The sequence below is a fragment of the Candidatus Pelagibacter sp. Uisw_101 genome (genome assembly GCF_047727615.1).
Lineage (GTDB): Bacteria > Pseudomonadota > Alphaproteobacteria > Pelagibacterales > Pelagibacteraceae > Pelagibacter.
Window position 1 is genome coordinate 142,922 of sequence record NZ_CP159821.1, and the last position, 25,783, is coordinate 168,704.

At 25.0% G+C, this 25,783-nt stretch carries 31 protein-coding genes, 1 tRNA gene and 1 rRNA gene; 22 read left to right on the forward strand and 11 right to left on the reverse strand.

Features of this window, described 5'->3' with window-relative positions:
• Positions 1-57 precede the first annotated feature (57 nt).
• From ABXT48_RS00730 to ABXT48_RS00740, 3 genes are read right to left on the reverse strand one after another with little or no spacing between them, the layout of a single operon-like run.
• A complete protein-coding gene (locus tag ABXT48_RS00730; protein WP_415286600.1) occupies positions 58-1,284 on the reverse strand; it encodes an aminotransferase class III-fold pyridoxal phosphate-dependent enzyme in 1,227 nt (408 codons plus the stop codon).
• A complete protein-coding gene (locus tag ABXT48_RS00735) occupies positions 1,285-2,346 on the reverse strand; it encodes an oxidoreductase (protein ID WP_415286601.1) in 1,062 nt (353 codons plus the stop codon).
• Positions 2,333-2,821 carry a hypothetical protein gene (locus tag ABXT48_RS00740; RefSeq protein WP_415303008.1) on the reverse strand — a complete coding sequence of 163 codons (489 nt, stop codon included), beginning with the start codon at positions 2,819-2,821 and terminating at the stop codon, positions 2,333-2,335. Before ABXT48_RS00740 ends, ABXT48_RS00735 begins: the two co-directional genes overlap by 14 nt.
• A 95-nt stretch (positions 2,822-2,916) precedes the next feature.
• Between ABXT48_RS00740 and ABXT48_RS00745 the strand changes: the two genes are divergently transcribed.
• The 22 genes from ABXT48_RS00745 (at position 2,917) to ABXT48_RS00850 (ending at position 21,654) form a co-directional block, all read left to right on the forward strand.
• A complete protein-coding gene (locus ABXT48_RS00745) occupies positions 2,917-3,783 on the forward strand; it encodes a radical SAM/SPASM domain-containing protein (RefSeq protein ID WP_415286604.1) in 867 nt (288 codons plus the stop codon).
• A 14-nt stretch (positions 3,784-3,797) separates the two neighbouring features.
• Positions 3,798-5,003 carry a hypothetical protein gene (locus tag ABXT48_RS00750; RefSeq protein ID WP_415303010.1) on the forward strand — a complete coding sequence of 402 codons (1,206 nt, stop codon included), beginning with the start codon at positions 3,798-3,800 and terminating at the stop codon, positions 5,001-5,003.
• A gap of 77 nt (positions 5,004-5,080) precedes the next feature.
• Entirely contained in the window at positions 5,081-5,452 is a 372-nt protein-coding gene (locus ABXT48_RS00755; protein WP_415303011.1) for a hypothetical protein, read from the forward strand.
• The gene (locus ABXT48_RS00760) at positions 5,452-6,297 is read left to right on the forward strand and encodes an FkbM family methyltransferase (protein WP_415286606.1); all 846 of its coding nucleotides are present in this window, start codon (positions 5,452-5,454) and stop codon (positions 6,295-6,297) included. The genes ABXT48_RS00755 and ABXT48_RS00760 overlap by 1 nt, the downstream gene beginning before the upstream one ends.
• Complete coding sequence (locus ABXT48_RS00765; RefSeq protein WP_415303013.1) at positions 6,298-6,924, forward strand: hypothetical protein; 627 nt, start codon at positions 6,298-6,300, stop codon at positions 6,922-6,924.
• A 33-nt stretch (positions 6,925-6,957) separates the two neighbouring features.
• Complete coding sequence (locus ABXT48_RS00770; RefSeq protein ID WP_415303015.1) at positions 6,958-7,848, forward strand: glycosyltransferase family 2 protein; 891 nt, start codon at positions 6,958-6,960, stop codon at positions 7,846-7,848.
• Positions 7,845-8,864, forward strand: coding sequence for a glycosyltransferase (locus tag ABXT48_RS00775; RefSeq protein ID WP_415286610.1), 1,020 nt, complete (start codon positions 7,845-7,847; stop codon positions 8,862-8,864). Before ABXT48_RS00770 ends, ABXT48_RS00775 begins: the two co-directional genes overlap by 4 nt.
• Positions 8,848-10,116 carry an O-antigen ligase family protein gene (locus ABXT48_RS00780; RefSeq protein ID WP_415286611.1) on the forward strand — a complete coding sequence of 423 codons (1,269 nt, stop codon included), beginning with the start codon at positions 8,848-8,850 and terminating at the stop codon, positions 10,114-10,116. Before ABXT48_RS00775 ends, ABXT48_RS00780 begins: the two co-directional genes overlap by 17 nt.
• A complete protein-coding gene (locus ABXT48_RS00785; protein ID WP_415303017.1) occupies positions 10,101-11,105 on the forward strand; it encodes a hypothetical protein in 1,005 nt (334 codons plus the stop codon). Before ABXT48_RS00780 ends, ABXT48_RS00785 begins: the two co-directional genes overlap by 16 nt.
• A gap of 1 nt (position 11,106) precedes the next feature.
• Positions 11,107-13,344 (forward strand): polysaccharide biosynthesis protein, encoded by a 2,238-nt coding sequence (locus ABXT48_RS00790; protein WP_415303019.1) that lies wholly within the window; start codon positions 11,107-11,109, stop codon positions 13,342-13,344.
• A 33-nt stretch (positions 13,345-13,377) separates the two neighbouring features.
• Positions 13,378-15,033 (forward strand): LIC_10190 family membrane protein, encoded by a 1,656-nt coding sequence (locus ABXT48_RS00795; RefSeq protein ID WP_415303021.1) that lies wholly within the window; start codon positions 13,378-13,380, stop codon positions 15,031-15,033.
• Positions 15,033-15,755 (forward strand): glycosyltransferase family 2 protein, encoded by a 723-nt coding sequence (locus tag ABXT48_RS00800; protein WP_415286615.1) that lies wholly within the window; start codon positions 15,033-15,035, stop codon positions 15,753-15,755. Before ABXT48_RS00795 ends, ABXT48_RS00800 begins: the two co-directional genes overlap by 1 nt.
• 41 nt (positions 15,756-15,796) lie before the next feature.
• Entirely contained in the window at positions 15,797-16,579 is a 783-nt protein-coding gene (locus tag ABXT48_RS00805) for a glycosyltransferase (protein WP_415286616.1), read from the forward strand.
• A 131-nt stretch (positions 16,580-16,710) separates the two neighbouring features.
• On the forward strand, positions 16,711-16,836 hold the full coding sequence (locus ABXT48_RS00810) for a hypothetical protein (RefSeq protein ID WP_415303023.1): 126 nt from the start codon (positions 16,711-16,713) through the stop codon (positions 16,834-16,836).
• Positions 16,833-17,729 carry an NAD-dependent epimerase/dehydratase family protein gene (locus tag ABXT48_RS00815; protein WP_415286618.1) on the forward strand — a complete coding sequence of 299 codons (897 nt, stop codon included), beginning with the start codon at positions 16,833-16,835 and terminating at the stop codon, positions 17,727-17,729. The genes ABXT48_RS00810 and ABXT48_RS00815 overlap by 4 nt, the downstream gene beginning before the upstream one ends.
• A 42-nt stretch (positions 17,730-17,771) precedes the next feature.
• Positions 17,772-17,886, forward strand: a 5S ribosomal RNA gene (rrf, locus tag ABXT48_RS00820).
• A gap of 13 nt (positions 17,887-17,899) precedes the next feature.
• Positions 17,900-18,025 carry a type B 50S ribosomal protein L36 gene (gene ykgO / locus ABXT48_RS00825; protein ID WP_006997331.1) on the forward strand — a complete coding sequence of 42 codons (126 nt, stop codon included), beginning with the start codon at positions 17,900-17,902 and terminating at the stop codon, positions 18,023-18,025.
• Between the two features lie 5 nt (positions 18,026-18,030).
• On the forward strand, positions 18,031-18,141 hold the full coding sequence (locus ABXT48_RS00830) for an aa3-type cytochrome c oxidase subunit IV (RefSeq protein ID WP_415286619.1): 111 nt from the start codon (positions 18,031-18,033) through the stop codon (positions 18,139-18,141).
• Between the two features lie 9 nt (positions 18,142-18,150).
• Complete coding sequence (locus ABXT48_RS00835; RefSeq protein ID WP_415286620.1) at positions 18,151-19,239, forward strand: Re/Si-specific NAD(P)(+) transhydrogenase subunit alpha; 1,089 nt, start codon at positions 18,151-18,153, stop codon at positions 19,237-19,239.
• A 4-nt stretch (positions 19,240-19,243) separates the two neighbouring features.
• On the forward strand, positions 19,244-19,552 hold the full coding sequence (locus ABXT48_RS00840) for a proton-translocating transhydrogenase family protein (RefSeq protein WP_415286621.1): 309 nt from the start codon (positions 19,244-19,246) through the stop codon (positions 19,550-19,552).
• A 2-nt stretch (positions 19,553-19,554) separates the two neighbouring features.
• A complete protein-coding gene (locus ABXT48_RS00845) occupies positions 19,555-20,949 on the forward strand; it encodes an NAD(P)(+) transhydrogenase (Re/Si-specific) subunit beta (protein WP_415286622.1) in 1,395 nt (464 codons plus the stop codon).
• 6 nt (positions 20,950-20,955) lie between these two features.
• Positions 20,956-21,654, forward strand: coding sequence for a transaldolase family protein (locus ABXT48_RS00850; protein WP_415286623.1), 699 nt, complete (start codon positions 20,956-20,958; stop codon positions 21,652-21,654).
• Between the two features lie 18 nt (positions 21,655-21,672).
• On the opposite strand, the gene ABXT48_RS00855 is transcribed toward ABXT48_RS00850, so the two are convergent.
• The 8 genes from ABXT48_RS00855 to ABXT48_RS00890 form a co-directional block, all read right to left on the reverse strand.
• A tRNA-Met gene (locus ABXT48_RS00855) sits at positions 21,673-21,749 on the reverse strand.
• 6 nt (positions 21,750-21,755) lie between these two features.
• Positions 21,756-21,950 carry a 30S ribosomal protein S21 gene (gene rpsU, locus ABXT48_RS00860; protein WP_006997326.1) on the reverse strand — a complete coding sequence of 65 codons (195 nt, stop codon included), beginning with the start codon at positions 21,948-21,950 and terminating at the stop codon, positions 21,756-21,758.
• A gap of 55 nt (positions 21,951-22,005) precedes the next feature.
• Entirely contained in the window at positions 22,006-22,593 is a 588-nt protein-coding gene (locus ABXT48_RS00865; protein ID WP_415303025.1) for a cell cycle transcriptional regulator TrcR, read from the reverse strand.
• Positions 22,594-22,824 carry a 50S ribosomal protein L31 gene (gene rpmE / locus ABXT48_RS00870; RefSeq protein ID WP_271512504.1) on the reverse strand — a complete coding sequence of 77 codons (231 nt, stop codon included), beginning with the start codon at positions 22,822-22,824 and terminating at the stop codon, positions 22,594-22,596.
• Positions 22,825-22,859: 35 nt separating this feature from the next.
• Positions 22,860-23,600 carry an inositol monophosphatase family protein gene (locus ABXT48_RS00875; protein ID WP_415286625.1) on the reverse strand — a complete coding sequence of 247 codons (741 nt, stop codon included), beginning with the start codon at positions 23,598-23,600 and terminating at the stop codon, positions 22,860-22,862.
• A 5-nt stretch (positions 23,601-23,605) separates the two neighbouring features.
• Complete coding sequence (gene efp, locus ABXT48_RS00880) at positions 23,606-24,166, reverse strand: elongation factor P (protein WP_415286626.1); 561 nt, start codon at positions 24,164-24,166, stop codon at positions 23,606-23,608.
• Positions 24,163-24,786, reverse strand: coding sequence for a thiamine phosphate synthase (gene thiE, locus ABXT48_RS00885; protein ID WP_415286627.1), 624 nt, complete (start codon positions 24,784-24,786; stop codon positions 24,163-24,165). Before thiE ends, efp begins: the two co-directional genes overlap by 4 nt.
• The gene (locus tag ABXT48_RS00890; RefSeq protein ID WP_415303026.1) at positions 24,773-25,783 is read right to left on the reverse strand and encodes a class I fructose-bisphosphate aldolase; all 1,011 of its coding nucleotides are present in this window, start codon (positions 25,781-25,783) and stop codon (positions 24,773-24,775) included. The genes thiE and ABXT48_RS00890 overlap by 14 nt, the downstream gene beginning before the upstream one ends.

The window sequence follows — 25,783 nt, forward strand, 5'->3', positions numbered from 1 at the left end:
ACTTTCATAATACTTAATATCATTCCAAATAATTTAATTAAAATTTAACGAGAATTCTTAATTCTTAATTTTTTTAAATGCTTTTTTTGATATTTTAATAAAATGGTTTATTTGTTTATAACTAGTTGAAGTAGCTATGAAAATAATCCCACTACTTGGATAGTAAATTTTATTCTTAAATAAGTATTTTCTAAATTCAGAAACAATTTTTTTTTTTTGTTTTTCAAAAAAATCTCTTTGAGATCTATTTATGATATTTTTTTTAGTAAATACCAGTCTAATCATTGATGAAAATCTTACACAATTGGCATCAATATTATTTTTTTTTAAGAAAAGATTTATTTCTTTTTGAATAAACTCACTTTTTTTATCTAAATTATCAAAAATATTTTTTTTATTTTTGTAAACATACCTGACTATCCTATTGGCAATAAATGTATTTATCGAATTTCCTGAAAACGTACCACCAAAAAAAATTTTTTTTTTATTTTTATCTAATTTTTTTATAATATCTTTTTTTATTCCAATAATGCCTATTGGTAAGCCACCCCCAAAACATTTTCCAAAAGTTGAAATTGACGGTTTTAAATTAAACTGATTTTGAACACTTGAGCAATTAAATCTTAGCCCAGTAATCATTTCATCAAAAATTAAAATTAATTTATTTTTTTTACAATAATTATCTAAAAACTTTAAAAATTTTTTTGCTTCCACAGGTAGACAGCCTTGTATAGGCTCTACAATCACACACATTATTTGTTTTTTATATTTATTTAAAGTTATCTCTGATGCCTGGATATCATTATAGGGAATAAATTTAAGGTTATTCTTAAAATTCAAATCTAAACCACTGCTTAATTCTACACTTTCAAGTTTATTGTTGTTTGTATAAAGAAGTTCACTAGTAGAACCGTGCCAACTCCCTGTTACTGAAATAATAATATTTTTTTTTGTAACGGCTCTAGCAATTCTAAGTGACTTCATCACTGCTTCAGTTCCTGAATTGCAAAATACAAATTTTTCATATTCTGGAAAAATTTCTTTAAGTGTTTTTGAGAACTCTACAGCATATTTATTTTTTGCAGCAAAATTAGAAATACCCAACTTTAACATATTTTTGATAGATTTTTGAAAAATTATTGGATTATGCCCTAGTATGTGCGAACCTGCGCATAGTGATAGATCAAGGTATCTTTTATTTTTAATATATATGTTGGAACCTTTTCCTGAAGTAAAAAGATTATCTAAGCCATCATATCCCTCGTTTAACAAAAAATTATTCATTTAAAAACATCTTTTATATTGGTTTGGTAAATTCGTTTTTTTTTTATAATACAATAATTCTTTTATTAACCAAGTTGGTGAATTTATAAACTTTCTACCAAAACTTACTAAATCGGCTTTACCTGATTTTATTATTTCTTCGGCATGTTTTATGTCATTTATATTGCCAGTAGTTTTTACTTTTATTCCTACTGTCTCTCTGATTTTTTGTGCTAAATGTACTTGATATCCCTTTTTAAATTTAATTTTTGTTTTAGAAACAACTCCACCACTTGATACACAAACATAATTAAATCCAATCTTTTTTAAATTTTGACATAAAAAAATACAATCTGAAATTGACGTTCCTTTTTCCATCCAATCTGAACCATTTACTCTTGCTCCTAACACTTTATTTTTTGGCCAAATTTTTCTAATTTCAGTCGCAACTTCCAATAAAAATTTGCATCTATTTTTTAAATTATTTCCATACGAATCTTTTCGCTTGTTACTTAATGGAGAAAAAAACTGGTGTAAAAGATACCCATGAGCCATGTGAACTTCTAAACAGTCAAATCCAATTTTTTTTGCATAAATAGTTGATTTAATAAAGTCTAATTTAATTTTATTTAAATCTTTTAAATTAGCTTCTTTAGGATTTGGCCAATGATTGTCTCGCTTAATTTTGCTTGGAGCCATTGTTTTCCATCCTGCTTTATTCTTAAGTGGAAAATTTGATTTAATCCATGGCAACGATGAGGATCCTTTTCTTCCAGAATGCGACAATTGAATTCCAATTTTTGTATCAGAAATTTTTCTTAAATAATTAAATAGTTTCTTAAACTCAAGAAAATTTTTTTTATTATACAATGATAAATCTTTTTTAGATATCATTCCTTCTTTAGATACAGCAGTTGACTCAATAATTAGTAAACCAGAACCAGCTTGCATTAATTTTTTTAAATGAAAATAATGCCATTCTGAAGGATTGCCATTATTTGCAGAATACTGACACATCGGAGCTATACAAATTCTATTATTTAGCTTTTTTTTATTTAAGTAGAATTTTTTAAGAGATATCATTTACCATAAAAAAAAATTTATTTTTAGGATGAAAAATTGCTTTTGGATAAGACCAGTAAGTTTCAAGAAAATAAAAACCAAGGGCTCTTCCAAATTTTGGAAGATGAGGAACATTATCTGTGTCAATCATTGAATTTAGTGGAGTAGCAAATCTTATCCATTCACCAACTTTTTGTTTTTTGTAAATAAGTCTTGAATAAATAGCTACCTCAGGGGGAACTAACTTTAGATTTTTTTTTAGGGCTCTTTTGTATATTTTTTCAAGTTCAGTAGGTTTATTAAAACCGAGTTGTTTAACTGAAATTTTTGATAACTTGATTGGTAATTTGATTTTTTTTAAATTAAATTTTTTTTTTTTAATAATATTATCAATCCATGGGCTTGTTTTGAACTTATCTTTATTTAAAAGCTTAAGACCTTTTTTTGTTAAGTCGTAAAAACTAAATTTATTGATAATAATTTCAGGTTTTTTCATAAAAGTGTAAATGTTAATTTATATAATTAGTATTAATAATGTATACATGTAAATAAAATTTGCTATGTTTATGTTTTCAACTTTATAAAATATTCATGGATCCTAAAGAAACAATAAAAAAAAATCTTAAAAGAAGATCAGAATTTGTAGATGTAGTGCCAATACATAAGGGTGTTCCAATACCTACATGGATAGAGTTAAGTTTAATTGATGTTTGTAATAGGAAATGTACTTTTTGTCCAAAAGCTGATGAAAAAGTAGCGCCAGATACCCACCAAAAAATGACAAGAAAAATTATAGATGAAATTCATGATCAATTGTTAGAGATTAGTTTTGAAGGAACAATATCTTTATGTGGTTACGGTGAGCCTTTATTGCACAATGACATTTCTTATATTGTCAAGAAACTTTCAAACGTTGCAAAAGTAGAAGTCATTACTAATGGTGATGTTCTCTCCCCAAAAAGACTGCAAGAACTATATATTTCTGACGTTAGCAAAGTTTTAGTGAGTATGTATGATGGGCCAGAACAAATAAAAAAATTTAATGACATGACAAAAAAAGCAAATGTGCCAGAAGATTTAATTATTTTAAGGGATAGGTGGTATGATATGCACAATGATTTTGGAGTAAAATTAACCAATAGGGCTGGAACGATTGATACAGGCCAACAAGAAGAAGTTGGAAAGTATAAAAATTGTTTTTATCCCACATATCAAATGTTATTAGACTGGAATGGTAATGTTTATTTGTGTCCCCAGGATTGGCAAAGAAAAGTTTCAATGGGAAATATAATGCAAGAAACAATATTTGAAATATGGACTGGAAAAACGATTACGAGTTACAGAAAAAATTTAATGTCTGGAAAAAGATGTTCAGGCCCGTGTAAATCATGCAATGCAGATGGAACTTTACTAGGAAAAAATCATGTTAAGTCATGGAAGAGTGTTTACAAAATTTAAAAAATAAATAATAAGTGACTAAAAAATTAACTTGGAATACAACTTTAGATCCAAATTATTACCCACCTCAAATTAAAGAAAAATACTTTCAATTATCAATCAAATACAGAAAAAAGTTTGTTGATTGGATTGGTAAAATTTCACTCGATTTTAGAAAGGATTATATTTGGTGGATTAAATTACCTTCATCTAGGGATCCATATAAAAGTGACTTATTTAAGAATATGTTAATTTTATCAGTTCTTAAAGACAAAAAAATATTAAAACAGATAGGCCAGATAGTATTTGAAAATAAATTGATTTATAATTCAGCAATCAAAGATAATAAAATCGACTTAAAAGAATTAGAAATCAAAATAAAAAAAAAAAATTATTTATTTGAATTAATTAATTCGATTATCTTTAGCATTATCACTTTTCTAATTATAAAAATTACAACTAAAAAAGATCAGTTTTCAAATAAAAATTATGTTTTTATTAATACTATTTTAGAAACTAGAAATAAAATTCATGACTATGTTTTTCCTGGATTGTATAAAATACTTAAAGCTAAAAGGAAAAACCATGTTCTTTTTGTACCTAATTTTATAGTGCATAAAAATTTTATAAATCATTATAAAAATATAAAAATATTATCAAAACAAAATTTTATTTTTATAGAAAATTTAATTTCATTTAGTGAATTTAAGAATTGTCTTTTAAAACTTTTGTTTTCTGAAAGGTTAGAAATTAAAAAAAAAAAATTTAAAAAGTTTTTTTTAATTGATTGTACATTGTTAATTAATTATGAATATAATTCTAAAAAAGACTTCTATTCTGAATTTCAATCAAACATAAAGATTATTTTTATTAAAAAACTAAGTAAATATAATTTTAAAATTTCAAAAACTATTTGTAGATTTGAAAATCAGGCAATCGATAGATCGTGGTTTTATGGGTTTAGAAAATATTTTCCAAACATAAAAAATTTTGGCTATCAGGGTTTTTTATATTATCCCCATCTATTAAATCAATCACCAACATTATATGAAGAAAAGGCAAAAGTATTACCAAATGAAATTTTAGTTCCTGGAAAACTAGCCTTGAAGCATCGAAAAGAATTTTATAAAGAAATTAAACTAAAAATTGCACCATCATTTAAGAAGCATTTCTCTAATAAAAAAAGAAAGCAAAAAAAATCTATAAGTTTACTCTTGCTCTTTGTGGAATTTATCCTTTAGATGAAAGCCTAATTTCTTGGGTAATCTTTGCATTATCAAGAAATAGTAACATTAAAGTTATAATTAAACCACATCCAATGCTATCAATTCAAAAATTCCAAAATTTAATTTCTAGAAAACTATCAAATCAAATTATTATTTCTAAAGAACCAGCAGACATTTTGCTCCAAAAATCAGAATTTCTAATTTCATCAGGCCCCACAAGTATTGTTTTTGAATCTTTACTTCATGGATGTAAATTATTATATATAAATTTGGATCCAAGTGATATTTTTATTTTAAAAAAGAAACTAATAAAAAAAGAAAATTTTGAATTTATAAAAAAAAAGTATTCTTTATTAAAAATAATGACTAAATATAACAATTTACCAATTAGAAAAAATAATTATAAGAAGCAATCATTTTTTTATTCAAAGTTAACAAATAATAATCTTAAATTCTTTTACTAGTGAAAAAACTTTTTATCAAAATTATCTATAATATTTTTCTACTTTTTGATTTTTTAAGTGGAAAAATTCTATTATTTAAAATATTTGAACAGTTTGAAAAAAAATCATATATAAAAAAAAAAATTTTAAATCAGGAAGTTAATTTTTTTATTCCAAATCAAATTATTGCTTGGAGGGTAAAAACTTTATTTACTCAAGAGCCTGAAACCATTGAATGGATTAACAATTTTGACAATAAATTAAATATTTTTTGGGATGTTGGTGGAAACATAGGTCTTTATTCAATTTATTCAGCTTTAAAACACAAAAATTTACAAATTTATTGTTTTGAGCCATCTACTAGTAATTTAAGGACGTTAAGTAGAAATATTTCTATAAATAATCTAGAAAACAGAATTAATATTAATCAATTTGCACTTAGTGACAAACAAAATATTTATCAAACTATGCACGAAACTCACTTTATAGAGGGACATTCAATGTCTACTTTTTCTTACAATACAGACTTCGAAGGTAAGAATTTAATTCCTGAGCAAAAATATAATATTTATGGTACGTCAATTGATTATTTGATTGAGGCTAAAATATTAAAATGTCCTAATTACATAAAGTTAGACGTGGATGGTATTGAGCATAAGATTTTAAATGGAGCCAAAAAAACTCTCATGAATAAAGATTTAAAGAGTATATTAGTTGAAGTAAATGAAAACTTTCATGATCAACATGATGATATAGTGAAGATTATGAAAGAAAATAATTTTACATTAGTATCAAAAAATCAAAATATTTCTGATGTTCAAAATACAAAATTTTCTAAAACGTACAACTATATTTATAATAGATAAATGGAAATTAAAATTTTTGATAATTTTTTAAAAGAAGAAGATTTTAAAGAAATTGAAAGTTTAGACTTACCATTGCCTCAATCAGGTGAAATAAAAATTTTTCATAGCAGAGTTTTTGAAAATTCTATTTTATCTTCTGAATTTTTATCTAAAGAAAGTTTACAAAGATTTAATGAAAATTATCATCAAAAAGCTATTGATTTATTAAAAGAATTATGTCCCGAAAAAATAAAATTATATAGTTATTCAGAGTTTCACTTAATTTTAACTGGTAAAAATTACAAATTCCCAATTCATGACGATACACCAAATAAATTATTAAGTGGAGTTATTTATATTAATCCTGAAAAAAATAATGGTACCATATTTTACGAATCAAAAGCTGATATAAGTGGTAAAGAGATAGAGTGGAAAAAAAATAGAGCTGTATTTTTTTCAAGAAAAGAGAGAGAAACTTGGCATTCGTATGAGGGTGATAGGATTAATATTAGAATTGCATTAGTCTATAATTTAATGACTAACGATATAAAATCTGTTTGCAAAATTGAAAAAAAAAATTATTTATTAAGTTTGTTAAGATTTAAGTTAAATCCCTATTTTTATCGTTTATTTAAAAAATTAATTTAGGACTAAAAAAAACTATTAATTATTACAAAAAAAATGGATAAAAAAGTTAGTGTAATTGTTAATTGCCATAATGGTCAGGAATACTTGAATAAATGTATTGCTAGTATTCTTAATCAAAAACATGAAAACCTTGAAATTATTTTTTATGATAATTTTTCTAATGATAGAAGCAAAGAAATTGTCTCAACTTTTATGGATAAAAGAATAAAATATTTTTATTCAAATAGTAAGTTATCTTTATATCAAGCTAGAAATAAAGCTTTAGAGCATGTATCAGGTAAAATAATTGCATTCTTAGATGTTGATGATTGGTGGGATGAAAATTATCTATCAAGCAGGGCTCTACTATTTAATGATGATAATCAAGATTTTTTTTATTGTAACAGATATACTTTTTATGAAAAAAATAAGAAATTAAAAATATTCAGAAAATTAGATCTTCCAAATGGGAAAATATATAATTATTTAGCAAAAGATTATTTTATTAGTATTAGTGGCTTGATTATTAAAAAAGAAATTTTTGATAAAGTTGGTTTATTTAATAAAGATTTTAATATAATAGGTGACTTTGACTTAGTCATGAGAATGTCAAGAAAATTTAATGGTCATGCCACAAATGAACCATTGTTGTTTTACAGGTATCATAAAAATAATTTTTCAAAAATAAATATTGAAATGTTTTTTAAGGAACTTAATAAGTGGTTTAATGATCAGGTTAAACTAGAAGATAAAGATTTTTTAAATAATATTAAATATTTTGAAAAAAAATTACTTACTTGTGAAATTAAAAATCTTTTATTTAATAGTGGAAAAAATTTTTACCTTCTGCACAAGATAGTTAATCATCCTGATTTATTCGAAAAATTAAAATTTTTAATAGTATTTTTAATGCCAAAAAAAGTTGTTAATTACTTTAAAAAATGAATAAAAAAATTTTGATTATTTCAAATGATAAAATATTTATCGATAATGATAAAATTTCATCAGATTATAATGATACTATTAATATCATTGAAGGGTTAGCAAAAAAAAAACATTTAAGTTTTGTTTGTAAAAATGCAAAAAAAATTAGAAATTTTGTTACAATAAAAAATAAATATAGAAAGTTTAAAAAAAAAAATTTTTTTAATTTTAAAGATAATTTTAATAATTATAAAATTTTCATGATTTCAATTACTCCATTTAATCTTTTTGCATTAATCTTTATCAAAATATTTAATAGAAAAATCAGAGGTTATGTTTATCTCAGAAGTGACGGTCATAAAGAATATCTTTATAAATATGGTTTACTGGGGCATATTTTTTATGATTTAATGTTTAAAATTGTAACAAATTTCTTAAAAATTGTAGCAGTATCAAGACATTTATCGGGTCTAAAAGAAAATTATACTTTAATAAAACCTTCAGAAATTGAAAATGAATGGTTTTTGAAAAGAAAAAAGGCTGATCTTCACAAACCAAAATTACTTTATTTAGGTAGATACAAAAAGGAAAAAGGTGTTTTTTCCCTTATAAATATTTTTGATTCAATTAATTTTAATTTTGAACTAAATATTGTTGGATTAAAAAAAAAAATCACATCACCAAATGATAAAGTTAAATTGTTTAATGAAGTTAATTCAACAAAAAAAATTATAAGCTTTTATGATAAATGTAATATATTTGTTCTTCCATCATATACAGAAGGTGCACCAAAAGTAATATTTGAAAGTTTAGCTCGATATAGACCGATAATAGTATTCGAAGAAATTAAGCATGTAAGAGAAAATTTTAGAGGTATCTTTGTTTGTAGGAGACAAACTAAAGATTTTATTAATAAAGTTCGTTATATTATGAAAAATTATAAATATATTATTAAAGAAATAAAAAAAAATAAAATTTATACAAAAAAACAATTTCAAAATGAACTTAGTGAGCTTTTCAATGAAAATTTTAAATAGTCAAAGTTTAACTTTATTACTATTTATAATACCTTTATCTTTTATTGTTGGTATTGCTGTAACAGAATTTTTTGTTTTTTTTTGCACAATATTATTTTTAGTCATTAATAAAGATAAATCTCTATTTTTTGATAAAAAAATAATCTTTTTATTTTTATTTTCAGCTTATATTCTAACTAATGCTTATTTTAAAATTTTTGATGATTTAAAATTAGGATCAATCTTTTATTTCAGATATGTATTATTTTCTCTTGCAATTTTTTATTTTTGCAAATTACTTGATGATTGTAAAAATAAAAAATACTTTTTTTTATTAATATCTTTTTTATTAATACTAATAATTGACTCTTTTTTTCAATTTTTTTATGGTTTTAATACTTTGGGCTTTAAAATTACAGGTGACAGAGTTTCAAGTTTTTTCAATGATGAATTAATTTTGGGAAGTTTTCTAGTTAGATTTATGCCTGTAATTTTATGGTTTATGTTTTTTTTAAAAATTGATTTAAAAAAAAATATTATTTTTATTATACCTTTTTTTTCATTATATTTTATTACAATATATTTATCAGGTGGAAGAACATCTTTTTTTCTATCGGTTGTAATTATACTAGGGCTATTTATTATCATTAAAGATTTAAGAAAAATCTTATCATACTCGATTATAATTTTGATATTTTTTATTTTTATTACTTCTTACTTTAAAATAGGAAATGCAAATACTTTTAATAGAATTTTTTCAAAAACTTACAATCAAATAACAAAAATTGAAATTAATACTACTAAATCAGACACAAAAATTAAAAAAGAATTAAAAAGATTTAACATTTATTCTGAAGACCATGAGGGTCATATTTTATTAGCTTTAAATCTTTTTGAAAAAAATAAAATATTTGGAATTGGACCTCAGGGTTTTAAAGATTATTGCATAAAAGTAAAATATGTACCAAAAACTGGGATTTGCTCCACACATCCACACAATATATTAATTCAAATAATTTTGGAACTTGGTCTGATTGGTTTAGTTTTTTATATTGTTGCAGCAATATTTGTTTTATTTTACTTTTTTAAATCAATTGTTAGACGCAAGTTTAATTATGATTATTTAGCATTTTACTCAATAACATTAGGTCTAATTATTAATCTATTCCCTTTTATTCCTGGTGGAAATTTTTTCAATAACTGGATTTCAATCATTCTATATTATAATATAGGCCTTTATCTATATTCGTATAAAAAATGCATTTTAAAATGATGGGCATATTTTTTGGATTAGTAATTTTAAATTGTTTACTTTTTATTAATTTAAAAAAACTATCTAATTTCATAAATGTTTTTGATAAGCCAGATAATAAATTAAAAAAACATACAGCAACTGTTCCATTATTAGGAGGAACAATACTTGTTATTAACTTTTCCTTAATGATTTTATTTATATTAATTTTTGATTATAAGTTTCCATACAAAGAAATTTTTTTAATAAAATATACATCTATTTTTTTTTTCTTTTTTTCTTTTTTTATCTTAGGCATTATTGATGATAAATATAAGTTAAAACCTGAAAAAAGATTTTTTTTAAGTATTTTATTTTCAATAATAGTTTTAACTTTAAATAAAGATCTAATTATATCAGATGTGAAATTTTCATTTTATGAAAACCGTTTATTCTTAAATAATTACAGTTATTTCTTTACTATTTTTTGTATCATGATTTTGATTAATGCTTTAAATTTTTATGATGGTATAAATGGTCAATCAATTTTATTTTTTCTTATTACTTTTAGCTATATAGCTTATAACTCGCCTATATATATTTTTTACATATTAATTATCTTAGTGTTAATTTTTATATTATTCCTTAACCTAAGTGGAAAAACATTTATGGGTGATAATGGAATTTATTTTTTAGGATCAATTCTAATAATATCATTAATTTATGAACATAATATATTTAAAAGTATAAAATATGCTGATCAAATATTTTTACTATTAATACTTCCAGGTTATGATTTGCTAAGACTAACGTCTACAAGAATTTATAAAGGTAAAAATGCTTTTTATGGTGATAGAAATCATATACATCATTTATTAATTAACAGATTCTCTCTTTCTAATACTAATATAATTTTAGTTTTATTAGCTATATTACCAATATTTTTATTTTCTTTTATAGGTATAAATTTCTTTGTAGTTTTAACAATTTTTACGTTTATATACTTCTTATTAATTTTAAAATTGAGTTAAAATGACAAAAAGTATAATTTTTGGAAAAAAAAGTAAATTAACAGAGTCAATTATTAAAAAAATAAAAGATGTTCAAGTAATTTCAATAACAGATATTGATTTTAAAAAAATAAAATTACATAATAAAAGCAAAGTAAATTATATATTTAATAATTTTTATCCATCTCATAAATTAAATGATTTAAATTCCTCAGAATATCAAAAATTTGTTGAATTAAGCCTTCTTAGATTGGCTCAGATTTTATCTAACCTAAAAATTACAAACATAAATAAGATAATTTATACAAGTAGCGCATCTGTTTACAGTCTAAATGATGACCTAAAAGATTCTAAGTTAGATAGTTATAATCGAAAGCTTTATGCGTCATTTAAGTATTCAGCTGAAAAATTAATTGAAAACTTTTGTTACAGTAACAATATTAATTTTTACATAATGAGATTGTTTAATACATATGGTGATAAGAATGATCAATTTTCATTTATTGATAAATTAATTGAAATAAAAAAAACAAAACAAAATTTAATATTAATAAATAATGGTATCTCTTTAAGAGATTTTATATCTTTGTCAGATGTAGCTAAAATTTATCAAAAATTTTTAAAAAATAATTATCCTTCTGGAGTATATGATATTGGCACTGGCCAAGGTAATTTAATAAAAAATCTCATTGATTTTGTAAATATAGATAATAAAAAAATAATACATAAAAAAAATATAATTGAAATATCTAGATCCATTGCAGATACAAAAAAATTACAAAAAAATTTAGGTGGTTTTAAATTTAAATCTTTAGATAGTTATTTAAGAGATAAATTGAAAATTAAAAATAAAAATAAACTTAATTTTACAAAACTTAATTATCAAATAACAAAATATGAGGGATCGGTAATATATGGGGCAGGTTTTGCGGGGAAAGAATTGTATCTAAATCTAAAAGAAAAAAAGGAAAAAATAATTTTTTTTGTTGATGATGATCCAAAAAAACATAACACCATATTTCAAGATATCCCAGTAATTAGCTATGAAGATTTAAAAAAAATAAATAATAAGAAAACCATAGATAAAGTGTTTATTGCAATACCTTCATTGAAAAAAAATAAGATCGAAATGATGAATAAAAAACTTAATAAATTTTTTTTTGATGTTAGATATTTACCAGAAAAAAAATTTATATTAAATAATAAGATAAATTTAAATGATTTAAAAATTGACCAAATTAATTCATTAATAAATAGAGAACAAATTCATAGAAAAAAAATACATAACCTCAAAAACAAAAATATTCTTGTCACAGGAGCTGTAGGAACTATTGGGCACGAAATATGTCGTCAGTTAGTTTTTCAAAAAGCAAAAAAAATTATTGGAATAGATCATTCTGAAATAGGAATTTATCAAAAGAAAAATGAATTAGAAAAAAAGGTACAATTACATTTGTCTAATATCAATGATTCAATAACATTAAATAAACTTATCAAGAAACATAAGATTAATTTAATTATTCATGCTGCAGCATATAAGCATGTAAATATTCTTGAAGACAACATTCTATCTGCAGTCAATAATAATATTTTTGGTACAAAAAATTTATGTGAAATTTCTAGAAAAAATAATATTGATTTTATATTAATTTCAACTGATAAAGCTGCAAAACCAACCTCAATCTTAGGATATACTAAAAGAGCCTCAGAACAGTTGATTGAGTTTTATAATATAAGTAACATTAAAAATAATATTTTCAATATCGTTAGATTTGGAAATGTTTTTGGAAGTTCTGGTTCGGCAATAACAAAATTTATTGATCAAATAAATAATAATGAACCAGTTTCAATTACAGACAAGAAAGCTACTCGATTTTTTATGACAATCTTAGAAGCGTGCTATCTAGTTCTCGAAACAACATCTGTAAAAATAAAAAACAAAATTTTTGTTCTTAATATGGGTAAGCCAATAAATATTTATCAAGTTGCAAAAAAAATTGGCTTACTTAAGCAAAAATTAGACCCTAGTTATAAATTTAAACATCATGAAGTGGGATTAAGAAAAAATGAAAAATTACATGAAATACTTTTTGATAGAAATGAGAAAAAACATAAGATTACTAAAAATATCTTTTACGTAAGTAGAAAGAGGTTTGATGGTGATAAGTTTGTTAAATTTTACAATAAACTTGAAGCCGCATATAAAGAGGGAAAAGAGACAGAAATATTATCTATCTTAAAAAGAATATGCAAAATTTAGATTTATTAAAATTATTTAAGAAAATAAAGTTTTATGATCAATTTAATTCTTGAATCTATATTTTTTTTATTAGCCTCTTGCACCATAATATTATCTTTTGCAGGATATGGCAATTTTTTAATTTATAAATTTAACAATAATTTTTTTGAAAAAATATTTTCTGGAATTATTATAATTACATTTTTAGTAACCTTAATACATTTTTTTTTTAAAATTAGTTTTTATATTACGGTAGGATTATTATTTCTTGGTTTAATTTTATTTTTAAGAGATCACAAAAGTTCTTTAACCAAGCTATATAAACCCAATTTATTATATTTAATTATTTTTCTGATTTTAGTGCCAATTTATATAAGTCAAAAGTACCATGAAGATTTTGGTTATTATCATTTACCTTATGTTATTACTATGATTGAAGAAAAAATAATATTTGGTCTTGCAAATGCTAATTCTGCATTTGCTCACAATTCAATTTGGTTAAATATTTTACCAATTTTTTATATCAATGAAAATTACGATTTTGTTCTTATCCCAACTTTCTTAATATATTTGGTTTTTATTATTTATTCAGTTAGCCTGATTATTAACGAAAAAATAAAAACAATTAGTAGCTTTTTTTTAATTGTATGTCTTTTCTATATTGTACTCAAATTTACTAGAATTTCTGAATATGGAAACGATATCCCTGCTTTGATCTTTACCATTCTGGCAATTCTAAATTTTTTTAAATTTCAAGAGGAAAGAAATTTAAAAAAAAAACTCTCTTATTTTTTTTGTAATTTTAGTTTTACTGTATTTGCAATATTAATTAAATTTAGTGTAATTCCTGTTTTAATTTTATCAGTTTATCTTTTTCTTAAAAATTATAAAAATTTATCTCCAGAAATCTTAAAGATTAGATATATATTTATTTATATTTTAGGGATCACTTTTTTTTTACAACAATTTGTTTATACAAGTTGTTTTATTTATCCATCTACACTTACTTGTATTAACACTTCTTGGTTTGACCCTATAATCTTAAATTCAATAGATAGATTAGAATTGATTAATAAAAGCTACGCAGAAACAAATGGCTCAATTACTAAAGCAGAATTTTTAAAAAATTTCAATTGGGTATCTTATTGGTTTAACAGAAATTATTCAGAGATACTTGAGCATTTATTAACAATGATTTTTCCTGTAATTTTATTTTTATTTATATCCAATAAAACAAACTCACCTAAAAAATTAGAATTTAAAAAAATAAAAATTTTTATATTTTTTATTTTGATTGGTTTTTTATTTTGGTTTACTTTTTCACCAGTATACAGATTTGGTATAATTTATTTTATAAGCACGATTTTTTTAATTACTCTTTATTTTTATCAAAATAGATTTTTTTCAAAAAAAAAATTTACAATATTAATATTAATATTTTTACTTTTTAACTTTTCTAAAAATATTATTAGAATATATGATGAAGATAAAATATTTTATGGTATCAAAAAAATTAAGAATGAGTTTCTAGAATATAAAAATAATAATAATGAAAGATTCTCAGTTTTCTATCCAGATAACCAAAAGAATATTAAAAATGGTAATGGATGGCAAGGTAGATTATGTTGGGACATCAAATTTTTATGTTCTTATAGTGAAATTGATATAAATTCATTTAATAACTACTTAATTATTAAAAAGTCAAAATAATGTTTGATAAAAAATTAATAAAAATTTCAATACTAATACCCTGTTTTAATGAAAACAATACTATTAACATGATTATTGACAGAGTTATTAAAAGTTTAGAAGTTTATAATTTTACAAATTACGAAATTATAATTGTAGATGATTTTTCAAATGATGGTACGAGAGAGAAACTTAAAAATTTAAGTACACAAGATAAGATCAAAATTTTTTATCATAGTAAAAATTTAGGAAAAGGTGCAGCTATTAAAACTGCTATTGCACATATCGCAGGAGACATAACTATTATTCAAGATGCTGATTTAGAATATGATCCATTTGATTACAATAAATTACTCTTACCATTTTTTGAAACAGACTCAGATGTAGTTTATGGGTCAAGATTTTTAGGTGGTGGAAAATATGTTAGAATACATTTTTTTTGGCATTTTTTAGCAAATAAAATTCTAACATTCATTTGCAATTTATTTATTAATTTAAATTTAACTGATATGGAAACTGGATATAAAGTGTTTAAAACATCGGCTTTAAAAAATATAGATTTAAAAGAAAATAGTTTTTCTTTTGAACCTGAAGTAACGATCAAATTTGCAAAAAAAAAATATAAATTTTATGAAGTTCCGATATCCTATAATGGCAGATCATATGAAGAAGGAAAAAAAATAGGTCTTAAAGATGCTTTTATTGCTCTCAAAACAATAATCTTATATTCTATAAAAAAATAGAATTTTGACCTTTTGCTAGTTTTATGAGAAATTTATTAAAAATGAAATTTAGTATTATTACTGTTGTAAAAAATGACATATCCAAAATAGGACTAACAATTAAAAGTTTAAAAAATCAATCGTTCAAAGATTATGAGCACATAATACTTGATGGAGAGTCAACTGATGGAACAAGTGAATTCCTAAAAAAGATATCAAATAAAAAAACTTTATATTTTAGAGAAAAAGATAAAAGTGTTTATGATGCCCTTAATAAATCTTTTAAAAAAGCAAAAGGTGAGTATTTTATAGTCCTGCATTCAGGTGATTTTTTCTATTCAAAACATTCTTTAAGTATATTATCAAAATCTATAGATAAGAATAAGAATTATGATTTTTATTATTCTAATATTTTGTTTTATAATCAAATTAATAAAAATGTTTCAAGAGTCTGGAAAATATCATCGAAAAATGATGATAAGCTTAATTTTTTAAAAATAGCTCACACCTCATTGTGTATTAAAAAAAATGTACTAAATAAAATTTCTTATGACGAAAAATTTAAAATTTCAGCTGATATGGATTATTTATTTAAGCTTAGTCAAAATTTTAAGGGAAAATATTTTAATAATTTTTTTATTTATATGGAGGATCAAGGTTTGAGTAATTCAAAAAAGTATTTTCTTATAAAACTAAAAGAAGATTTTGAAATTCTTTACAAAAGGTTTAACATTTTTTTTCTATTTATTTTGATATATAAATTTTCTATTAAAATTCCAGGTGTCTTAACAAAAAAAAATATATATAATAAAAATTATATTAATGAGAATAATAAATTAATATAATATAGAAATATTTAATATATGAAAATTTGCTTTAATTTTTGGAGTTGCAGGATAAGATGGCATCCATCTTTCAAAATTGTTATTAAAAAAAATTAATTATAAATGTATGATTCTAGATAAATCTTAAACAGATGGAACAAAAAAGAAAAATTATAGATAATTCAATAGCCTTAAGTTATAGTTGGAAACCCAAAATTAATTTAAATGATGGGTTTGAATTAGCTTTAAAATCATACTTCTTTAATTCTAATAAATGAAAAAAAATTATATAGTAGTAACTGGAGGAGCAGGTTTCATTGGCTCAAACTTAATTAAATATCTTATAAATAAAACTATGTTTAACATAATAAGTTTAGATAATTATTCCACTGGTAGTAAAAAAAATGAAATCAAAAATAAAAGAATAAAATATATAAAATCAGATACCAAAAGTATTTCTAAGAATTTAAATTTATATAAAAAAAATATTCATTCACTCTTCCACTTTGGAGAATTTTCTAGAATATATCAAAGTTTTTTAAAGATGAGCACTTGCATTGACTCTAATACGATTGGTTCAAATGAAGTGTTTAATTTTTGTCTTTTAAATAAAATTAAACTTATATATTCAGCAACATCAGCAAGCATTGGAAATAAAGGTCAGGACAAAAACCTATCTCCTTATGCTTTTACTAAAGCTAAAAATTTAGAATTATTAGAAAATTTAAAAAAATGGTTTAATTTTAAGTATGAAATAATTTATTTTTATAATGTTTATGGACCTGGACAAATAAAAGAAGGTTCTATGGCTACAGTGATTGGAATATTTGAGGATCAGTTTAAAAAAAAAATACCATTATCAATAGTTAGACCTGGATCGCAATCTAGAAGATTTACACATGTTTTTGATACTGTTGAGGGATGTTACTTTGCGTGGAAAAAAAATACGTGTCAACACTACAGTGTGTCTCATAAAAAAAGCTATACAATTATTGAAGTTGCAAAAATGTTTAATAGTAAAGTTAAGTTTCTTCCATCAAGAAAAGGTGAAAGATACGCCTCAGCTTTAACGAGTATGAATTTATCGAATAAAGTTTACAAGATATTTGGAAAAATTAACCTTAAAGATCACATCATAAATATCGTTAAAAATACTCAAAAAAGACCTTAATTCTTTGGTTTACAATGTTTTTATTTTAGGTATAACACTCTCGCCGGTGATTATTGCGAAGGGGTAATACCCGATCCCATTCCGAACTCGGAAGTCAAGCCCTTCAGCGCCAATGGTACTTTGTCTTAAGACACGGAAGAGTAGGACATTGCCGGCTATAAAAAAATATTATGAAAATTAAAAGCTCGTTAAAATCATTAAAAAAAAGAGACCTTAATTCTAAACTCGTTAGAAGAAGAGGTAGGGTTTATATTATTAATAAAACAAACCCAAAATTTAAAGCAAGACAGAAGTAGTTTTTATGGATAACCAAGACCATAAAAGTACCTGGAATAATTTCACAAAATTTGTATTGTGGGGAACTGTCGCTGTTATTAGTGTTTTAGTTTTAATGGCATTATTCTTGCTATAGAGTTCTCATATGAGAATCGTTTCAATTTTAGAAAATCAATTAGTAGAAAAAAGAATTGCAATCACTCCTGAGATTGCAAAAAAATATATAGCTCTTGGTTTTGAAATTTCTTTAATTGAAAAATATGGTGAACATCTAGGCTTTAAGGATAGTGACTACAAAGAGTTAGGTGTTGAAATCTCTATCAACGAAAAAGAAACATTAAGTAAAGCTAATATTATTATTCAGTTGGGATTACTAACTGATGAAAATCTTTCAAATTTAAAAGAAAACCAAACACTTATTGGAGTGCTTGATCCTTATAATAACAAAGAAAAAATAGAAAAATTATCTAAAAAAAATATTAATTTTTTTTCTTTAGAAATGTTACCAAGAATAACTAGAGCCCAATCAATGGATATACTCTCTTCTCAAGCTAACCTTGCTGGCTACAAGGCAGTAATAGAGTCATTTGCAAATTTTGAAAAAGCAATACCAATGATGATGACAGCGGCAGGAACAATTCCAGCTGCAAAAGTGTTAGTGGTCGGAGCAGGTGTGGCAGGCCTTCAAGCTATTGCGACCGCAAAAAGAATGGGTGCTATCGTATTTGCAACAGATGTAAGAATGGCTTCAAAAGAACAAGTTGAAAGTTTAGGTGGAAAATTTTTAACTGTTGAAGGATCTGAGGATCTTGAAACAGAAGGTGGTTATGCAAAAGAAGCCTCAGAAGAATTTAAAAAAAAACAAGAGGATCTTTTAGCAGAAACTTTAAAGAAAATTGATATTGTAATATGTACTGCTTTAATTCCAGGCAAAAAAGCTCCATTAATTATTAAAGGTTCTATGATTAATAATATGAATTCTGGATCAGTTATTTATGACTTAGCTGCAGTTCAGGGTGGAAATGCAGAATTTACTGAAGTTGATAAAGTTGTAGTTAAAAATGGAGTAAAGATTATGGGTGAAACAAATATTTTAAATAAGCTTTCTGTTTCAGCTTCAAATCTTTATTCAAAAAATGTACTCAATTTTGTGTCAAATCTATATGATAAAGATAATAAAAAAATTAATATTAATTTAGAAGATGAGATAATTAATAAAACATTAATTAAATAGATTTATGGAAATAGACCCTTTTATATTTAGATTAAGCATATTCATTTTGTCAATTTTCATTGGTTATTATGTTGTGTGGAGTGTAACCCCATCTTTGCACACACCATTAATGTCAGTTACTAACGCAATATCATCAGTAATTATTGTTGGTGCTATAATTGCAGGTTTAGCAGGAAGTGCAGATAATGTTTTTACAATCTCGAATATTCTTGGTTTTTTAGCAATATCTCTTGCTGCCATTAATATATTTGGAGGATTTTTGGTCACTCAAAGAATGCTTCAGATGTATAAAAAAAAGAAGAAAAATAAATAATTATGTCAGCAAATTTATCAGCAATATTTTATTTAGTATCAGGAGTTTTATTTATATTGGCATTAAGAGGTCTTTCATCTCCAGAAACTTCAAGGCAGGGTAATTTTTTTGGAATTTTGGGAATGGTGATAGCCATCACTGTTACCTTTTTATCAGTTGGAAGTTTTTCTAGTGGGCTAATTTATGTACTAATTTTTTTACTAGTAGGTGGACTTATAGGAGCATTCATAGCTTATAAAATACCAATGACTGCTATGCCAGAATTAGTGGCAGGTTTTCACAGCTTAGTTGGTTTGTCAGCAGTTTTTGTTGCAATCTCAGCTTTCTTAAATCCGGAAGCATTTAATCTAGGATCACCTGGAACAATTAAGCTTGCTAGCTTAATCGAAATGTCAATTGGTGCTGCAGTTGGTGCCATAACATTCTCAGGTTCAATAATTGCTTTTTTAAAACTTCAAGGAATAATGTCAGGGTCACCAATAACTTTTAAGGGACAGCATTTTCTTAATGCTTTATTGTTAATTTCAATTCTAATATTAACATACTTGCTTTGTTCATCACAGACATCTAACTTTTTTTGGTTATTAATTGCAGTTTCATTTTTAATAGGATTTTTATTAATCATCCCAATTGGCGGAGCAGATATGCCAGTGGTGATTTCAATGTTAAACTCATACTCTGGTTGGGCTGCTGCAGGAATAGGTTTTACTTTAGAAAATACGGCATTGATTATAACAGGTGCCCTTGTTGGGTCTTCTGGGGCAATTCTATCTTATATAATGTGTAAAGGTATGAACCGTTCATTCTTTAACGTAATTTTAGGAGGATTTGGTGCAACAGAACAATCTGCATCAACAGGAAATAAAGAACAAAGACCAGTTAAGAGTGGTAATGCAGAAGATGCAGCATTTCTAATGAAAAATGCATCATCCGTTATAATTGTTCCAGGTTATGGTATGGCAGTAGCTCAAGCACAACACGCATTAAGAGAGATGGTAGATACGTTAAAGAAAAATGACATTAAAGTTACTTATGCAATTCATCCTGTTGCAGGAAGAATGCCAGGTCATATGAATGTATTGTTGGCAGAAGCCAATGTTCCATATGATGAAGTTTTTGAACTTGAAGAAATTAATAATGATTTTGCTAATGCAGATGTTGCATTTGTAATTGGGGCAAATGATGTAACAAATCCTATAGCAAAAACTGACCCTCAAAGTCCGATCTATGGAATGCCAGTGTTAGATGTTGAAAAATGTAAATCAGTATTATTTGTAAAGAGAAGTTTATCCCCTGGATATGCTGGAATTGATAATGAATTATTCTACAGAGATAACACTCTAATGTTATTTGCAGATGCAAAAAAAATGACTGAGGATATAACTAAAAACCTTTAAAAATTAATGACAACAAAAATATTTTGTGACATTGCAGAGTTAGATCAAATAAAAAAATTTAATAAGAAAAAAATAGTTAAAGGTTTTACAACCAATCCGAGCCTAATGAGAAAAGCAGGGGCAAAAGATTATAAATCCTATTCAAAAAAAATATTAAAAATTTGTAACAATAAACCTGTTTCACTAGAGGTATTTGCTGATGATTATAAGGAAATGAAAAAACAAGCTCTTCAGATTAATACTTGGGGAAATAATGTTTATGTAAAAGTACCAGTTGCTAATTCTAAAGGTATTTTTATGGGCAAAATTATTAAAGAACTTAATAATTTAGATATTAAACTTAATATCACAGCAATTTATAGTGCAAAACAAACAGAAAAAATTCTAAAATTAATTAACAACAAGACTAAAGTTATAATTTCAATATTTGCTGGTAGAGCAGGTGACACTGGTAAAGATCCTGTTCCAGAATTTAAAAAAAGCATAGCAATGGCAAAAAAATTTAAAAATGTAGAGATACTTTGGGCGAGTGTTAGAGAGCCCTATAATTACTTACAAGCAAAACAATTGGGATGTCATATTATTACCATTCCACCAGCAACGATTGAAAAAATTGAGAACTTTGGAAAAACATTTGATCAACTTACTAAAGAAACAGTTAAAGCATTTTTGGTTGATAGTAAAAAATCTAGGTTTAAAATCTAATTAATTTTTTGAGAAGATTGGTTGCGGGGGACGGATTTGAACCGCCGACCTTCAGGTTATGAGCCTGACGAGCTACCAGACTGCTCCACCCCGCGGTATATTTAAATTCTATTCTTAAGCTTATTAAGCTTTTTAACTCTTTTAATATTCTCTTGTAGAATTCTTTTTTTCTTTTCAGAGGGTTTTTCGTAAACACTTTTTAGTTTTACTACTTTAAAAAAACCATCTCTTTGTAATTTTCTTTTAAGAACTCTAAGTGCTTGTTCAATATTATTATCTTTAACTTCTATTTTCATAAATATTTTTTAAGAATGTTTAAGTACCATCATATAATTTTGGTGTCTATTAAAATTATTCAATGTTCGAAACTTCTCTTGTTAGTTTTGCTTTCTCTTTTTCCTTTTTTTCCCTTTTTATTCTTCTTTCAGCTTTTTCAATAGCTTCAATTAGATCCTTTTGAGAAAATAGTCCTAATGCTACAGGGTCTTTAGGGTTTAAATTATTATAATTCCAATAACTTTTATTTTTAATTGCAGTAACAGAAGCCTTAGTTATTCCAACTAGTTTTGCTACCTGTGAATCTTTTAATAATGAATGGTGCTTGATTAACCATAGTGCTGAATCTGGTTTATCTTGTCTTTTAGATAAAGGAATATATTTTTTAATTTTTTTATCTTCAGTTGAAATTTCAATATCAGTATTTTTTATCTGTAATTCTTTATTTTCATCTTTAGATGCTAGTTCAATTTCTTCTCTAGTAAGTTGACCTGATATAATCGGATTATAAGCCATTATTCCTTTTGCAACCTCACCATCTGCGATACCTTGCACTTCAACTTCATGTAAATTACAAAACTTTGAAATTTGCTTAAAAGTAAGTGTTGTATTTTCTACTAACCAAACAGCTGTTGCCATTGGCATTAATGGTATGTTTGACATTTAATCTTTCTTTTCTGATCTGAAGTTTTGGAATTTTTTATTGAATTTGCTTACACGACCCTTGTCCATTAGTTTTTGTTTTCCACCTGTCCAAGCAGCATGAGATTTTGGGTCGATTTCTAGTTTTAAAACTTCTCCTTCTTTTCCCCAAGTTGATCTTGTCTCAAATTGAGTTCCATCAGTCATTTCTACTTTAATTGTGTGGTAGTTTGGGTGTATGTCTTTTTTCATATCGTGACTTATAGCAAAAGAATTTTATAAAACAATTAAAAGTTCTTTAATTTTTCAAGCATTTTGTCATTAATTGCCATGCTAGAAGCTCTTATTTTGATATTTTTATTTTGTGAGAGGTCAATTTCATTAATTAAGCCACCTGCCTCTTTTACCAATATTATGCCAGCAGCTATATCCCATAAATTTAAATCGTTTTGAAAATAACCATCATATCTACCAGCTGCAACGTAGGCAATATCAAGCGCTGCACTTCCAGACTTTCTTAAGGGTAAGTCGACTTCACTTTTAGTTACACCTCCTGTCGCAAATAAGCAGCTATTTAGATCTCTTTTTTTTGATACTCTAATTCTTTGATTGTTAAAGAATGCGCCACTTTCTTTTTCAGCATAAAACATTTCATCTTTTATTGGATCATAAATTAACCCTGAAACTATTTCATCACCAGATTTTAAAGCAATTGATATTGCAAAGTGAGGTACGCCATGTAAAAAATTTGTAGTACCATCTATAGGATCTATTATCCATGTGTGTTCTTTATCTTTATTAGTTTCAGAACCATCTTCTTCACTAATAATAGAATAGTAGGGTCTTGCTTTTTTTAATTCTTCTATGATTATTTTTTCAGCTTTTAAATCGGCATTTGATACAAAATCAGTAGGTCCTTTAATTGAAACTTGTAGTTTTTCTATTTCTCCAAAATCTCTAATTAAAGCTCTAGATGCCTTTTCTGCAGCCTTTATCATGACATTTAGATTGGCTGATATTGATTGCATATGATTTATATTTTTTTGACATATTCCATAGTTCTAGTATCAACTATGATTTTATCTCCACTTTCAATAAATGGAGGGACTTGAATATTTACTCCATTATCTAAAGTTGCGGGCTTGTAAGAAGAGGAAACTGTTTGCCCTTTTAAAGCAACATCTGTTGTATCAATTGTGCATGTTACTTGATTGGGTAGCTCAACTGTTAAAGGCTTTTCATTATAAAAACTTATACTAACTTCTATGTTTTCAGTTAACATTTTACCTTTTTCTCCAATTGTTTCTTTTTTAATATTTATTTGCTCATAAGTTTTAGGGTCCATAAAATAATAATCAGTTTCATCACCATAAAGATAATTAAACTTTGTTTCATCTAATGAAGCTTTTTCAACAGACTCGCTTGATCTAAATCTTTCATTTAATTTCGTATTTTTATTAACACTTTTCATCTCAACTTGGGCAAAAGCACCACCTTTGCCAGGCTTCACATGCTGTGTTTTTAAGACTTGCCAAAGATCATTTTTATATTCAATTAACATCCCAACTCTAATTTCACTTGCGTATAATTTCATTTTAATTTTTTAATAGCTTCTAAAGGTTTGTATTTTTTATTATTCCAAATGTAGCCTGAAATAGCTAAAAAGTTAGCTTTATTCAATAAAAGTTTTTTATAATTGTTAAGTTTTATACCGCCAATAGCCACAATTGGTATGGACGTTATTTTTTTAATAGATTTTAGTACAGTTAAACTAGCTCTATATTTAACTATCTTGGTTTTGCTTGTATAAAATGCTCCAAAAGCTAAATAATCAGCGCCAGCTTCAATAGCTCTCTTTGCTAAATCAATAGAATTATGACAGGTCACACCAATAATTTTATTCTTTAATATTTTTCTAGCTTTTATTAAGTCCATATCTTTTTGACCTAAATGACAACCGTCTGCATTCAATTTTTTAGCAAGTAAGGGGTCGTCGTTGATTAAAAATTTTACTTTGTATTTATTACAAATTTTTCTAATTTTTTTTCCAATAATTAGTTTATTTGAATTCATTTCTTTTTTAAGCCTTAGTTGAAAAAAACTTATTTTTTTTGAACTTAATACAAGAGCTAAATCATTGTAAAAATTTATATTAGGTATCCTATTTGGAGAAATTAGATAAACAAATTTCTTATTTATTTTATTTAGCTTCAAGTTCTTTTGACCATTTGCCTTGAGCTGCAAGTGTGCACATATTTGCTCTGTGGTTAAAGACTTTTTGAGTGCCACTAGTATTGTTAATGTCTTTTGACCAAAATTTAAGTGCACTTTGTTGTAAGGCTCTACCATACGAATAGGTCATAATAAAATTTGTATCATTATACTTATTAATTAGGTTTAAATTCTCTGCAGCTTCAACTTCTGTTTGCCCACCAGATAAAAATGCAATTCCTGGTACGTCAGTTGGTACATTTTCTTTTAAGCATTTTAAGGTAAGGTTTGCAACTTCTTTACCTGATATTTTTTTATCAGAAGTAGTTCCTGCTAAAATCATATTAGGCTTTAAAATTATTCCATTTAAATCAATTTTGTGAATCATTAATTCTTCAAAGCATTTTTTAATAACTTCGGAGGTTTTATTAAAACAAGTTTCAGCAGAATGGTCTCCATCCATTAAAACTTCAGGTTCTACAATTGGGACCATTCCACATTCTTGGACTAAAGCTGAATATCTTGCCAGTGCATGAGCATTAGAGTGTATAGATAGTTTGCTTGGATACTTATCTGAAATATTATAAACACCTCTCCATTTTGTAAATCTTGCTCCAAGTTTATAATAGTTCTTTAGTCTTTCTCTTAAGCCATCTAAACCTTCTGTAATTTTTTCTTCATGAGAGCCTGCTAGAATTTTTGCACCTGTATCAACTTTAATTCCTGGAACCGCCCCTGACTTAGAGACTAATTCTGGAATAGTATGCTTTGAGCTAGATGTTTGATTGATAGTTTCATCATATAAAATAACACCACCAATAAAATCTTTCATTCCACTTGCAGAAAAAAGAGTTTCTCTAAATAGAAGTCTATTTTCTGGGCTAGATGGTACATTAACTGACTCTAATCTTTTAGTCATGGTTCCGTTGCTCTCATCAGCAGCAAGAATTCCCTTGCCATTAGACAATATTTTTAATGCAATTTTGTTAAGTTCTGACAT